This is a genomic window from Hoeflea sp. (assembly GCF_039975035.1).
Classification (GTDB): domain Bacteria; phylum Pseudomonadota; class Alphaproteobacteria; order Rhizobiales; family Rhizobiaceae; genus Hoeflea.
Window position 1 is genome coordinate 1 of record NZ_JBDWHW010000054.1, and the last position, 12,254, is coordinate 12,254.

General features: G+C 57.9%; 13 protein-coding genes and 2 pseudogenes. 12 read left to right on the top strand and 3 right to left on the bottom strand.

The window, feature by feature from the left end; translation table 11 throughout:
• Nucleotides 1-121 precede the first annotated feature (121 nt).
• Nucleotides 122-378 (bottom strand): annotated as a pseudogene (locus ABJN75_RS04180) (transposase); the annotation flags it as partial.
• Nucleotides 379-626: 248 nt separating this feature from the next.
• On the opposite strand from ABJN75_RS04180, the pseudogene ABJN75_RS04185 reads away from it, so the two are divergent.
• A pseudogene (locus ABJN75_RS04185) lies at nucleotides 627-851 on the top strand (hypothetical protein); the annotation flags it as partial.
• Between the two features lie 225 nt (nucleotides 852-1,076).
• Complete coding sequence (gene fumC, locus ABJN75_RS04190) at nucleotides 1,077-2,474, top strand: class II fumarate hydratase (RefSeq protein ID WP_348437152.1); 1,398 nt, start codon at nucleotides 1,077-1,079, stop codon at nucleotides 2,472-2,474.
• 125 nt (nucleotides 2,475-2,599) lie between these two features.
• Here fumC and ABJN75_RS04195 read toward each other — a convergent pair whose 3' ends face one another.
• Nucleotides 2,600-3,184 (bottom strand): sigma-70 family RNA polymerase sigma factor, encoded by a 585-nt coding sequence (locus tag ABJN75_RS04195; RefSeq protein WP_348437154.1) that lies wholly within the window; start codon nucleotides 3,182-3,184, stop codon nucleotides 2,600-2,602.
• A complete protein-coding gene (locus tag ABJN75_RS04200; RefSeq protein WP_348437156.1) occupies nucleotides 3,185-3,382 on the bottom strand; it encodes a NepR family anti-sigma factor in 198 nt (65 codons plus the stop codon).
• 144 nt (nucleotides 3,383-3,526) lie between these two features.
• On the opposite strand from ABJN75_RS04200, the gene ABJN75_RS04205 reads away from it, so the two are divergent.
• The 10 genes from ABJN75_RS04205 to ABJN75_RS04250 all read left to right on the top strand — a co-directional run bounded on the left by ABJN75_RS04205 (nucleotide 3,527) and on the right by ABJN75_RS04250 (nucleotide 12,221).
• A complete protein-coding gene (locus tag ABJN75_RS04205) occupies nucleotides 3,527-4,351 on the top strand; it encodes a response regulator (protein ID WP_348437158.1) in 825 nt (274 codons plus the stop codon).
• Nucleotides 4,352-4,396: 45 nt separating this feature from the next.
• Nucleotides 4,397-4,561, top strand: coding sequence for a DUF1328 domain-containing protein (locus tag ABJN75_RS04210; RefSeq protein ID WP_348437160.1), 165 nt, complete (start codon nucleotides 4,397-4,399; stop codon nucleotides 4,559-4,561).
• Between the two features lie 105 nt (nucleotides 4,562-4,666).
• Entirely contained in the window at nucleotides 4,667-5,683 is a 1,017-nt protein-coding gene (locus tag ABJN75_RS04215; RefSeq protein WP_348437162.1) for a sensor histidine kinase, read from the top strand.
• A gap of 106 nt (nucleotides 5,684-5,789) precedes the next feature.
• Complete coding sequence (locus tag ABJN75_RS04220) at nucleotides 5,790-6,125, top strand: hypothetical protein (RefSeq protein WP_348437164.1); 336 nt, start codon at nucleotides 5,790-5,792, stop codon at nucleotides 6,123-6,125.
• Nucleotides 6,126-6,201: 76 nt separating this feature from the next.
• Nucleotides 6,202-6,693, top strand: a complete 492-nt coding sequence (locus ABJN75_RS04225) for a DUF2383 domain-containing protein (protein ID WP_348437166.1) — start codon at nucleotides 6,202-6,204, stop codon at nucleotides 6,691-6,693.
• 208 nt (nucleotides 6,694-6,901) lie between these two features.
• On the top strand, nucleotides 6,902-7,099 hold the full coding sequence (locus tag ABJN75_RS04230) for a CsbD family protein (protein ID WP_348437168.1): 198 nt from the start codon (nucleotides 6,902-6,904) through the stop codon (nucleotides 7,097-7,099).
• A gap of 133 nt (nucleotides 7,100-7,232) precedes the next feature.
• On the top strand, nucleotides 7,233-7,952 hold the full coding sequence (locus ABJN75_RS04235; RefSeq protein ID WP_348437170.1) for a Crp/Fnr family transcriptional regulator: 720 nt from the start codon (nucleotides 7,233-7,235) through the stop codon (nucleotides 7,950-7,952).
• 180 nt (nucleotides 7,953-8,132) lie between these two features.
• Nucleotides 8,133-9,839: a CHASE domain-containing protein gene (locus ABJN75_RS04240; protein WP_348437172.1), complete on the top strand. Its 1,707-nt coding sequence runs from the start codon at nucleotides 8,133-8,135 to the stop codon at nucleotides 9,837-9,839.
• Nucleotides 9,840-10,022: 183 nt separating this feature from the next.
• Nucleotides 10,023-11,138, top strand: a complete 1,116-nt coding sequence (locus ABJN75_RS04245) for an AI-2E family transporter (RefSeq protein ID WP_348437174.1) — start codon at nucleotides 10,023-10,025, stop codon at nucleotides 11,136-11,138.
• Between the two features lie 123 nt (nucleotides 11,139-11,261).
• Nucleotides 11,262-12,221, top strand: coding sequence for a PRC-barrel domain-containing protein (locus ABJN75_RS04250; RefSeq protein WP_348437176.1), 960 nt, complete (start codon nucleotides 11,262-11,264; stop codon nucleotides 12,219-12,221).
• The last annotated feature ends 33 nt before the right edge of the window (nucleotides 12,222-12,254 follow it).

The following is a 12,254-nucleotide window of genomic DNA, read 5'->3' on the forward strand; positions in this document are numbered from 1 at the left end:
CGCCAGTCTTTGGGTTTTCCAATCATGTTTTCGATTTCACGGCGGTTTTTGTAGGATCGTGTCGCATGATGTGGTGTAGTTACGGATGTCGTCGTGCTATCCGGACAGAGCCGGGATCGGATCAGCTTGCCGCGGCGGGCAGACTGATGAGCGGACAATCGCTCATTGTGGCGATGCCTCAAGGGTCATGTAGCGGGTGCGCTGGGCAATCACTCGTCGTTTTTGCTCACGTAGCAACGCCGCCACGAACCTTGTGATGGTATCATCGTTCCGGAAGATGCCGACGACGTTGGTACACCGCTTGATCTGACGTTCAGTGTGCTACGTGGCCCAATGCAGCTTGGGAAAGCTCATGTAGGCCAGCACATCGCGTTCAGCATTATACATGGTGGAGGTGGAGGCTCAAAAACCTGACGCTGGGGGCGGGCAGCTGCAGAGAGGATCACGATCGCCCGACACCCGCGACGGCATTGTCTGACACCTGTGCGGAAACCAAAACGCATCTGGGACGTTTCAGCTTTGTTGCAGAAACTGATCAGAGGACTTCAACGATGAGAGACACACCTGTCCAGCCATCTGTCGGCTCGCTCGGCAATCCTGCTTCCCCCGACCAGCCCACCGGCGCGATCAACATCTACCGGCTGGAGCCAAGCGCACGTCCGGACGATCCGAGATGGGATAATGCACCCTGTCACGGTATTGTTCGGGTTCGGGCCTTGTCTGCCGCCGACGCCCGCGTGGTCGCTGCGCAAGCCGAGGTCGATTTTCTCGATATCTCCGCCAAGCCGGGTGACGGGACCACAACCGATTTCGCCAGCGCGTTTCGCGATGACAAGCTCTATCATGTCGTTCTCGAGACGGAGAACGCGTCAGTCGGCCCGCGCGGGATCATCCCGGGCGTCTGAAGTCCGCGATCGCGTGTGCAAGCGTCGTGGCGTTTGTGATACATGTCGTCCCTGATTATTGTCTGCGGGCAGTCTCAGGCTTGCAGCAATGTCTGTCCAGCAGTGACCTACCTCCTTGACGCAGGCAACGGTTGGCATGACGCGAATGAATTACGGAAAGGCCAAAACCTCGTGACAGAGACACGCACGGAAACCGATTCCTTCGGACCTGTCGAGGTCGCTGCGGATCGATTGTGGGGCGCGCAAACCGAGCGCAGCCTTTCCAATTTCCGCATCGGAGAAGAAACCATGCCGCCTTCGCTCATCCATGCGCTGGGGCTGGTCAAGCAAGCCGCGGCATTGGCCAATATGGAGGCAGGGCTGATTGAGCCTTCTATCGGCGAGGCGATCGTTACTGCTGCGGGCGAAGTGGCCTCGGGATCGCTTGATCCACATTTCCCGCTCAAGGTCTGGCAGACCGGATCCGGCACACAAACCAACATGAACGTCAACGAGGTGATCGCCAACCGCGCCATCCTCAAGCTCGGCGGCGTCGCTGGATCGAAGTCGCCGGTGCACCCCAACAACCACGTCAATCGCTCGCAATCCTCCAACGACAGTTTCCCCTCGGCGATGCATATTGCCGCCGCGCGGGAGCTTGCGGACCAGCTGATGCCGGCACTCTCGCATCTGCACACAGCGCTTCACGCCAAGAGCGAAGCCTGGAACGATATTGTGAAGCTCGGGCGCACGCACCTTCAGGATGCCACTCCGATCACGCTCGGGCAGGAGTTTTCCGGCTACGCGGCGCAGATCGAAGCCGGCATGGCCCGTGTCCAGGCCTGTCTGCCGCGGCTCTATCCGCTGGCTCAGGGCGCGACCGCCGTGGGCACCGGACTGAACGCGCCCGCGGGCTTCGCCGAAAGTTTCGCCGCCCATGTGGCGCAGCTGACCGGACTGCCATTCACCAGCGCCGCCAACAAGTTCGAGGCCATCGCCGCCCATGATTCAATGGTCGAGGTGTCTGGAGCACTCAACACGCTTGCCGCCGGATTGTTCAAGATCGCGCAGGACATAAGACTACTCGGCTCAGGTCCGAGATCGGGCCTGGGCGAGCTGATCCTGCCGCAAAACGAGCCGGGCTCGTCGATCATGCCGGGCAAGGTCAATCCGACGCAGTCCGAGGCGCTGACAATGGTCTGCGCGCAAGTGATCGGCAATCATGTGGCTGTTACATTCGCCGGGAGCCAGGGCAATTTCGAGCTCAACGTCTTCAAGCCGGTCATCATTTACAATGTGCTGCAGTCGATCCGGCTGATCGGTGACGCAGCCCGTTCCTTCACCGACAATTGCATCGCCGGGATCGAACCCGACCGGGCGCGCATCGCCGAGTTGATGGAGCGATCATTGATGCTCGTCACCGCGCTGACGCCGCATGTCGGTTACGACAAGGCGGCCGATATCGCCAAACACGCCCACAAGGCGGGATTGACGTTGCGTGCCGCGGCGATCGAGGCCGGGATCGATGGCCGCGATTACGACCGCTGGGTAGTGCCGCTGGCGATGACGGGGCAGGCAGCAAACGACTGAATGGGTGGCGTTCGCGATCATATCACTGCAGCGCCGCACATCCTATTGGGTGCGCGGCGCGGTAAGATTCTGAAGCAATGCATTTACGTCATCGTTCAAATGAACCCATTTGAACGCGACAGGCATCAACTGCCACTCGAAGACCTGTTGACCAACGGAGCGGATGTGGTGTCGGGTCCGTAGTCGCTTTCGCCGTCGACATCCAGCAACTCGCGCAGCCTGCCGCGCGCCCGGTTGACGCGGCTTTTTATCGTACCCACGGCAACGCCTGCGATTTCGGCGGCTTCCTCATAGGCAAATCCCGAGGCCCCGATCAGAATGATCGCCTCGCGCTGATCGTCCGGCAACGTGTCGAGGGCTGTCTTGAAATCAGCCATGTCGAGCTTGCCATACTGTTCGGGATGGGTGGCAAGATTGCCTGCGAACACGCCGTCCGGGTCAGGCAATTCCCGGCCTTTCCTGCGCATCTGACTGTAAAATTCGTTGCGCAGGATGGTGAAGAGCCAGGCACGCATATTGGTTCCGGGCTGGAAGCTCTCCTGCTTGCCCCATGCCTTCATCACGGTCTCCTGAACAAGGTCGTCAGCCCGGTCGTGACGGCGTGCCAGAGAAACCGCGAAAGCCCGCAAACCCGGCAATGTCGCGATCAACTCGCGCTTGAACGAGAAGGGGACCGTCGCATCGGGTTTGATGGTGTGAGGAGCACTCATTTATTTCGCGCCATCTGAATTGCCCGATCGCTCTGCCTCATCGAGCTTTTCGAGCAGGTCAAGAAGCTGGTCGGGGATCGGCTCTTGTTCCACGGACTTGTAATACCGCTTCAACTGCGAAGCGATTGCGTCGGTCGTATCACGCTCGGAAGAGCGTTTGCCCGCGCCAGTCACACCCATCTTGTCATTGATCATCATACCCTTGTCAGCCCATTTTTTTGATTCAGAACGTCAGACTATAATGCGCTAGGGAAAAAAAAGTTCCTTACGGGTGGAACTTTTTTTCTCACTGTGCGTTTGTTCGGTTGTCGCCACGTACCGTGGACAAGCAAGGGGTAATCAATGACGACACTATCCATGCGCATCGCACCGCATCTTCCTTATCTTCGCCGGTTTTCGCGCGCAGTTACCGGGTCGCAAACCTCCGGAGACGCGTTCGTCGCCGCAACACTGGAGGCACTCATCGCAGACCTCTCCGTGTTCCCCGCTTCCGGCGATGACCGCGTCGCTCTTTACAGGCTGTATTCTCAACTCTTTGACAGCCTTTCGGTTCCTATGCCCAAGCATTCAACACCATTCGGTTGGGAAAAAAGAGCCTCTGCAAATCTGGAGGCCGTGACTCCGCAGGCCCGAAAGGCATTTCTGCTCATAGCCGTCGAAGGATTCACTCCCGATCAATGCGCGGAAATTCTTGATGTGGAGGAGGCCGGGCTTTCAGAACTGCTTGACACGGCGGCCAGGGAAATTTCAGAACAGGTCGCGACCGACATCATGATCATCGAGGACGAACCGCTGATCGCCATGGACATCGAGGACATGGTGGAAGCTCTCGGCCACCGGGTCACCGGAATCGCCCGGACCCACACCGAAGCGCTTGAGCTTTACAAGCGGACCAAACCCGGGATGGTTCTTGCCGATATTCAACTGGCTGACGGAAGTTCGGGAATTGATGCCGTCAACGATATCCTGAAGGATGAGGCGCTTCCGGTCATTTTCATCACTGCCTTTCCGGAACGCCTGTTGACCGGCGAGAAGCCCGAGCCAGCGTTCCTGGTGACCAAGCCGTTCAATCCGGACATGGTCAAAGCATTGATCAGCCAGGCGCTGTTTTTCAATTCCACCGCCGAATCCGCGACCGAGACGGAAACATTGACCGGAACCAATTGAGACCGAAGGCGTTGACCCAACATCGAATGACAAAGGAGATTTTCGATGCTGTATTACGCTCTTGTGTTTCTGGTTGTAGCCATCATCGCAGGTGTTCTCGGATTCGGTGGGATTGCCGGTGCTTCGGCGGGTATCGCCCAGATTCTGTTCTTCCTGTTCCTGGCTCTGCTGGTGATATCCGTGGTCATGAATTTTGTCCGGAAAGCCTGATCAGCCGGCATGCTGACATTCACCGGATGAAGCGGGCGCTGGATATGGTTCCGGTGCCCGTTTTGTATCGGAACGGATGCATGCCAACAATTTTACGAGTATCCGATGCCCCTGAAGTCACTTAAGGAATCCAGTCATTTAGGGTTTGTACTGGCGGGCTTGCGTAACGCAGGTGTGTCGATGATTTATCAGGGTTTAGACCTGACGATCCGATCCTGCGCCAACCTTCCCGAGACATGGCCCAAAGAGGAAGACGTTGAAGGCAAATCGGACACAGCCTTGTTCGATGGGCCGCAAGCGGCCAGGGTTTCCGGCATCAAGCGGGACGTCATTGAAACCGGGAAGGGCACCAAACTGGAAATTCTCCGCGAAGTCGGTCAAGCTCCACATTGGTTCTTGCTGCATATCGATCCCGACGTTGATGCCAGCGGCGGCGTTATCGGTGTGGTGACGACCGTTGTGGATATCGATGACTTGAAGTACCGGGAAACAGTGCTCAAGACGTTGTTGCGTGAACTGAACCACCGGTCAAAGAACCTGTTGGCGATCATCCAGTCCATCGCTTCCCAGACCGCAAGGTCATCCAACGATCTTGAAGAGTTTCTGCTTGCATTCCGCAACAGGATCCAGTCGATGGCGCAGTCCCAGGATCTGGTTACCGCATCGGATTGGCGAGGCGCGGAGCTTTTTGAGCTCACGCAATCCCAATTGAGGCCGCTGGTGGGCGATGCGCCGCAAGGTTTCAAAATGGTCGGAGAAGACGCCTACCTGCTTCCCAATGCGGCATTGCACCTCGGCCTGGCGCTGCACGAACTGACGATCGATTCCCTGGCCACAGGCGCCCTGGGGCCGGCGGGAGGCGAAATCGTGCTCTCGGCGAACCGGCGTCTGAATGACTTGCACGAAACCGAACTGGTCGTGACATGGACCGAAACATTTTCCGTACCACCCAAGCCGGTGGCGACAACCCCTTCCGCCGGGACAGGGTTTTCCGGTGCCGTGCTGCGGCGTATCGTACCCCAGGCCCTGTCCGCGAGCGTGCGCCACGAGAAAAATGATCATGAGATCATCTATGAACTGACCATTCCAGACAGTCAGTATGAACTCAGCGGATCACACTGAGCCATCAGTTCGTCCCCATCGACGGAAAAGATGATTTTCGCGGAAGACCATTGCTGTGCGGAACTTCCGGCATAGCCAGGCGTTAACTCTGCAAAGGAGTAACGTCATGGAACATATCGCAGCCTTCATGATCTTGATCGCCTGTAACGAGGACTATCAGACCTGCACGGAGCAACCTGCGCCTGCGGTTGCCTATGAAACCCTGCGTCAGTGCGAAGAGGAGCTTTCCCCATCCGTGCGCATGATGACTGGCAACAGCGATCATGCTTTGGGCAAATGTATCGAGATTGATCCGGCGCTGTTCTACGAGGATGTCGAAATCGTATGGGATGTCTCAGCCAAAGGTGAAATCGAGGTCGCGCTCGAACTGATCAACCCAGAGATGCATATGACGAACCTCGCCCGGTCTGAAACCGATGGTGAAACCCGCCGGCTGAACTGATTTGTCCCGACGTCGCGAAACGCCGGACAGAAACGCACCGAGTTCAAACACCAATGCTCCCTCCGGAGAGGCCGTCATGACCAGTGAAGCAGCAAATGACGAAACCATTCAGGTTCTGGACGCCATTGGAGATGTTCATATTGCCCTGATTGACGCGGTTCACGGTTATGACGTCTTACTCGAAAAAGCGGAGCCGGGCATCGAGAATGTCCTTCGCACCACGCGGCAGACAACAGACGCCCAGGCACAGGACCTTGCGCGGTTTCTGACCGGCCAGGGTCGGCATCCTTCGCAAGATGAATCGTTGTTGTCGGCGGTTCACGAAGGCATGATCCGCACGAAATCATTTTTTACGGACATTGACGGAGACGTGCTTCCCGCCGTTGCCGAAGGTGAGCGACGGCTTGTCACTTGCTATGATGATGCGTTGGAAACACTTGCGAAAAACATGCAACACCTGCCGCCCGACACCTCCGACGCCGCCCACACGCTGCTCCTCGGCCATCGCAGTGAAATCGAGGATGTCGTGAGACGGCTCTACGTCCGTCATTCCGAACTGGAGAGTTGAACCGGCTTGGGGTGGACGGCCGCAACGGCGCCATCGCGGATCAGTCAGAACGCGCAGTGTTTGGCCGCTGACCAAATTCACAATCAGGTTCCGGTGTAATTTTGATGCAGGCACGGGGAACCAAACACCGGCTACCACGTTGATAAGCCGAGCCGATTGGCAAAATCCGACAACGGCTTCCGTACAAGCAAGCACAAGGAGAATTGCTATGAACTGGGATATGGTTGAAGGTAAATGGAAAGAATACAAGGGCAAGGCGCAGGCTCAGTGGGGCAAGCTCACCGATGACGACCTTGATGTCGTCGAAGGCCGCCGCGACGAACTGGCCGGCAAGATTCAGGCACGTTATGGCAAGACCCGCGAAGAAGCCGAAAGTGAAATCGACAACTGGCTTGGCAAGTACTAATCACATATCTTCAAGGGTCCGGCGGCATACCCGCCGGGCCCTTTTTTTGATGAAAGCCTCAGCAATGTCTCCAGGAAACCAGAGTGCCATTCCCCAAGACGCGAGTCCCTTGGTACGCAGGCTTGGAAGATCCATGCTGCTGACCTCGGAAGAGGTCAAGTTTCTTGAAACCATGCAGGTTAATCAGGCTGAGGTCGACAAGGGCGACGAGTTCCTTCACGACGGCGAACCGATGCGTCTGACCTTTCTGATCCGCAGTGGCTGGGTCATTCGCTACAGGATCACTGCTGCCGGCCGCCGGTTGATCATTGGCGTCTCTTTGCCCGGCGATTTCATAGGCCTGCATATCAATTTCAACAATTCATCGATTTTTTCAGCCGCCGCGCTGACCAAGTCATCGCTGGCCTTGATCGAGCCTGTGCGCATTCTGGAGATCCATCGCCGCTTTCCGGTGCTCGCTTCGGGCCTTGACTGGATGACCTTGCGTCATTCCAACATTCTTTCCGAACACAAGGTTTCCCTTGGCGCCCGCACCGCCGCGCAACGGATCCTCCATTTCCTGCTGGAATTGTGGATCCGGCTTGAGCAGGTCGGTCTGGCGAACGGCAAGGGCTTCGAACTCGCACTTACCCAGGAGCAGATCGGCGATTGCATGGGGCTGTCGACCGTTCACGTCAACCGTTCGCTAAGCCGCCTTTGCAAGGAAAACCTGCTGCGCATCGACAAGGGCGCCGTCACATTTCCGCAGGTCAGCAGGTCTGTCAGCTTTGCTGATTTTGACAAACGGTTTCTGATGGAGTTTTCCGCGGAGCCCGGCATGCCCGACCTGATCAACAAGATCGCCTCAAATTAGTCCGGACTTAACCTGTTTAATAGACTCCCACCCGCTTCGCGTCTATGCGTCCATCTCATTTTACTCGCTGGAGTTGATAACTCCAGCATGGAGAGCGGGTTGCATGTTCATACTATTCTGCTTTGATGGAGCGAGCTTGCCAACAGGGTTCGTACGCCCTAGCGGATTGAGCTGGGTCGGGTGAAAAAGGTTCGTGTCGTGTTGTACCGTATCCAGCCAGTGCTGGTCTTCGTCGTGGTTACGCTTGTCGGCTTGCTGACGGCGGCTGCGTCCTGGTACACTATCGCCAATGCAAACAGGATGAGTTTCGAGGGCATCGCCGAAGACGCCGTCCAACAGTTGAGTGATCGCATCGACAGCCATATCCTGCTGGTCAATTCGACGAAGGCTTTTTTCGAGGCTACCGGTGAGGTGCCAAGCGCCGACCAGTTCAAGATATTCATCGGGAATCTGCAAAAGAGCGAGCAATTCACCGGCATTCAGGGCATCGGATTTGCTCGCTACGTGCGCGCCGGTGAGCAATCGGACGCCTCGATCTCCCGCGAGCTTCAGCGAAATTACGGAATTGCCCGCGCTCCCTGGCCCGAAACCACTGAAGAAAACCGGACCCCCATCGTTTTGATGGAGCCCCAGAACAACCGAAGCCTGGGCGCACTCGGATTTGACATGTACTCCAACCCGATCCGTCGCGCGGCTATCGTGGCGGCGCTTGCCGAGCAACGCCTGCGCGCATCGGGTTCGGTGGAACTGGTCAAGGAAAATATCAGCGATCAGCAAGCCGGCTTCGTGATGTACACTCCATTTTTCGCCATCAACTCGGGCCGGCCTCTGGGATTCGTCTTTGCGCCGTTTCGAATCGGTGATCTGTTTGATTCGGCGCTGAACCGGCTGCCGGTGTTGCCGGTTCATATTACGGCCTGGGACGGGGAGCCGTCAGCGACCAACCAGATTTACAAATCGGCGGGCCAGCCCGGAGGCCGTTTCGGGGTAGCGGAAGAAGTGAGAACGTCGCTGACGGTGGCAGGGCGAACCTGGCTTTTGGAGATCCGTCCCTCCGCAGCCTATAGTCCGCCCGTCGACCAGACCCGATCCTTCATGCTGGTGATAGCCTCGGTTCTGCTGGCTGCGGCGTTGGCCGCATCCTCTCATTCCCAGCAACGCACCATTGAGGTCGCAGAAATTCTGCGCGAAGAGACCGAACGCGCGTTGACCGAGCGCGAGCTCCTGCTTCAGGAAATGAAACATCGTATCAAGAACATGATCGCCCGCGTTCTGGCGATCTCGCGGCAGACTGCGCGCGCTTCCGAGAGTTTGCCGGATTTCACGCAGTCCTTCTCCGCCCGGCTGCAAGCCATGGCGGCTTCGCAGGACCTTCTGGCTCGCACCGCCTGGCAGGGTGCCGATCTTGAAACGCTGCTGGTTCAGGAACTCAAGCAGCTCTTCGGCAACGAGCCGGTCGACGACAAATACACCGGACCCCAGATCGAGCTCAATGAAGCCGCGGCCCAGGCATTCGGGTTGGCTTTCCATGAACTCGCAACCAATGCCCTCAAATACGGATCCGCGCGGTTTCCCGGCGGGGTTCTCGATATTTCCTGGACCGTGGTCACGTCGAATTCCGGGAGCGATAGGGACCTCGTGCTGAACTGGGTCGAACGCAGCGAAAAGCCGTTGGACATTCAGGATGCGGAAACGCCGCTGAGCAAAGGCGGATTTGGAACCAGACTTCTCGACGCCACCATACGGGGGGAACTGGGCGGTTCAATCGAATCCGTAAAGAGCGAATATGGCATCAACGTCACCATCCGTGTCCCCTATGATCGCGTGACAACACCTCCGAGAACCACCATGCCTGCCAGGAAAACCAGGACTTCTGCCAGGAAATAGTCCGGCGGCGGCATCGTCCACTGCTCGCCATCAGCCTTCGATGTGCAGACGGGACGCTTTTTGACATCCGTGCGGACCACGGCCCGTCACATGTCTCCTTATGCCTGGTTTCTACGGTCTTTAGCCAGCAGCTGGAACCACGCGCTCTGTCAGGCGTTGTCTGCTATTGGCAAGGGGAACCGGATGAAGCAGAAATACCGCATGGACCCTCCGGCGGTCCGCACCGCTGCACGCTCCGGCATGGGTGCAGACCTGCAGTCGATCTCGCGCATGGCGATTATTGTCATCGCGGTGATCGTGACACTGGCAGCGCTTGACCGGGCGCAACCGGTTCTCGCGCCGCTTTCCCTGGCCATCATCACCGGCTTGATGGCATCGCCCGTCGCCTCGGCGCTGGAACGCTACATTCCGGCGTCGTTGTCAGCGGTGATCATGGTGATGTTGTTTCTCGGCCTGATCGCATCCGCAATCACGCTGTTTTCGATGCCCCTGTCGATCTGGACTGACCGGCTGCCGGAAATCTGGCGCGAACTGCAGCGCCACCTGCTCGATTGGCAGACCGCCTTCGAGACTCTCGGCGGCGTTCAGGATCAGATCCGGAAAATGTCCGGCGGTGAAGCAGCAATGACGGTCGATATTGCCGACAATTCGGCGGTCGAGGAGATCGCAACCCTGGCGCCGGCGCTTGTGGCGCAGATCATCCTGTTTCTGGCGAGCCTGTATTTCTTCATGGCCACCCGTCATTCGATCCGCACCAGCGTGCTGTCGCTGTGCTTCACTCGCCACTCGCGCCTGCGCACCGCGCGAATGTTCCGCGACGCCGAATGGTTTGTTTCCAGATATCTGCTGTCGATTTCCGTCATCAATGCCGGGCTTGGCCTTGGCACAGCAGCGGTCATGTGGCTGCTCGGCGTGCCCCAACCTTATCTGTGGGGCATGCTGGCCTTCATCCTGAATTATGTCGTCTATATCGGGCCGGCCCTCATGGCCGGAATCCTGCTCGGCGTCGGGTTGGTGACCTGGGATTCACCGCCGGCAATTTTCTTTCCCATGGCCGCGTATCTGACTCTCAACATGATCGAAGCCCAATTCGTCACCCCGCAAGTGATCGGGCGTTCGGTTACGCTCAATCCGTTCTTCGTGTTCCTGTCGCTGGCATTCTGGATCTGGCTCTGGGGTCCGGTTGGCGGCCTGGTTGCGGTTCCCTTCCTGCTCATTGGCCACGCTATCCTGCGCAACTCTGTTTTGCACGCTGCAGCGGATTCACAAAACCGACAGGCGTCAGCCAAAAAGATTTGATTTCGCTCGGAACCTTAAACCGGGGAGTTGCGTTTCATAGCTGTACCCACCGCCGAGCCGGCCCAGCGCTCTCACACACGGTCCAGCCCGGCGGGCACCTTTCGATGCAAAGAGGAAATTACCATGTTCAAGATGCTTTTGGCCAGCACCGCGCTTACCGCGCTTGTGACCACTTCCGCGTTTGCCCAGAGCGACACCGCTCCGGCAGCTCCGGCAGCAACAGCGGAAACCACCACGACGGCACCCATGACTTCAGATCAGAATGTCGCCATGGATGCCCGCAGCAGTCTCGCCAGCGACCTGATTGGTGCGGCAGTCTACGATTCCGCCAGCGAAGACGCCTCCATTATCGGTGACATCAACGACATCGTCATCACCCCGGAAGGCGACGTTGCTTCGGTGATCGTCGGAGTCGGCGGCTTTCTCGGCATTGGCGAAAAAGACGTCGCAGTCGAGTACAGCACCATTGAGTGGGCTGACCGCGACGGCGAACGTTGGATTGTCGCCAACATGAGCCGCGAGCAGCTCGAAGCCGCACCGGCTTTTGATCGCACCGCGATCTACACAGAGGCTCGCTCCGAAAACGAGAACATGACCGCCGACACCACGCAGCCTGCGGTCGTCCCCCAGACTGCCGACGGCACGCAAGCAACTGCGCCGGCAACGACCACCGAAAAAGTCGAGAACGGCGACGTTGCGGTGGAAAGGGCTCAACAGGAGACGACTCCAGTCGATCGTTCCAAAATGACGGCGGTGAACGCCACCGAATTGAGCGCCGACGATCTGATCGGTCGCACCGTTTACGGGGCGAATGACGAAAACATCGGCGAAGTCGGCGATGTTCTCCTGACCGCTGACAACCGGGTTGAAGGCTTTGTGCTCGATGTCGGCGGGTTCCTCGGCATGGGCGAGAAGGAAATCGCTGTTTCGCCGGAAAACCTGAACATCATGGCCGACGCGAATGGTGATTTGACGATCTTCACCCCCTTCAGCGAAGAGCAGCTCAAGCAGCAGACCGAATACTCCGAGGAGAACTGGAAATCCAACCGTGATGGCGTGATCCTGATCGCACCGGCCGGTTAACTCCCCGAATTGCCCCGATAACAGCAGGCCGCC

Excerpts from the sequence above, each read along its gene's own strand:
- ABJN75_RS04250 (WP_348437176.1), top strand. The coding sequence starts at position 11,262 with ATGTTCAAGATGCTTTTGGCCAGCACCGCGCTTACCGCGCTTGTGACC.
- ABJN75_RS04220 (WP_348437164.1), top strand. The coding sequence starts at position 5,790 with ATGGAACATATCGCAGCCTTCATGATCTTGATCGCCTGTAACGAGGAC.
- ABJN75_RS04215 (WP_348437162.1), top strand. The coding sequence starts at position 4,667 with ATGCCCCTGAAGTCACTTAAGGAATCCAGTCATTTAGGGTTTGTACTG.
- ABJN75_RS04225 (WP_348437166.1), top strand. The coding sequence starts at position 6,202 with ATGACCAGTGAAGCAGCAAATGACGAAACCATTCAGGTTCTGGACGCC.
- ABJN75_RS04205 (WP_348437158.1), top strand. The coding sequence starts at position 3,527 with ATGACGACACTATCCATGCGCATCGCACCGCATCTTCCTTATCTTCGC.
- ABJN75_RS04230 (WP_348437168.1), top strand. The coding sequence starts at position 6,902 with ATGAACTGGGATATGGTTGAAGGTAAATGGAAAGAATACAAGGGCAAG.
- ABJN75_RS04235 (WP_348437170.1), top strand. The coding sequence starts at position 7,233 with ATGCTGCTGACCTCGGAAGAGGTCAAGTTTCTTGAAACCATGCAGGTT.
- ABJN75_RS04210 (WP_348437160.1), top strand. The coding sequence starts at position 4,397 with ATGCTGTATTACGCTCTTGTGTTTCTGGTTGTAGCCATCATCGCAGGT.
- ABJN75_RS04200 (WP_348437156.1), bottom strand. The coding sequence starts at position 3,382 with ATGATGATCAATGACAAGATGGGTGTGACTGGCGCGGGCAAACGCTCT.
- ABJN75_RS04195 (WP_348437154.1), bottom strand. The coding sequence starts at position 3,184 with ATGAGTGCTCCTCACACCATCAAACCCGATGCGACGGTCCCCTTCTCG.
- ABJN75_RS04245 (WP_348437174.1), top strand. The coding sequence starts at position 10,023 with ATGAAGCAGAAATACCGCATGGACCCTCCGGCGGTCCGCACCGCTGCA.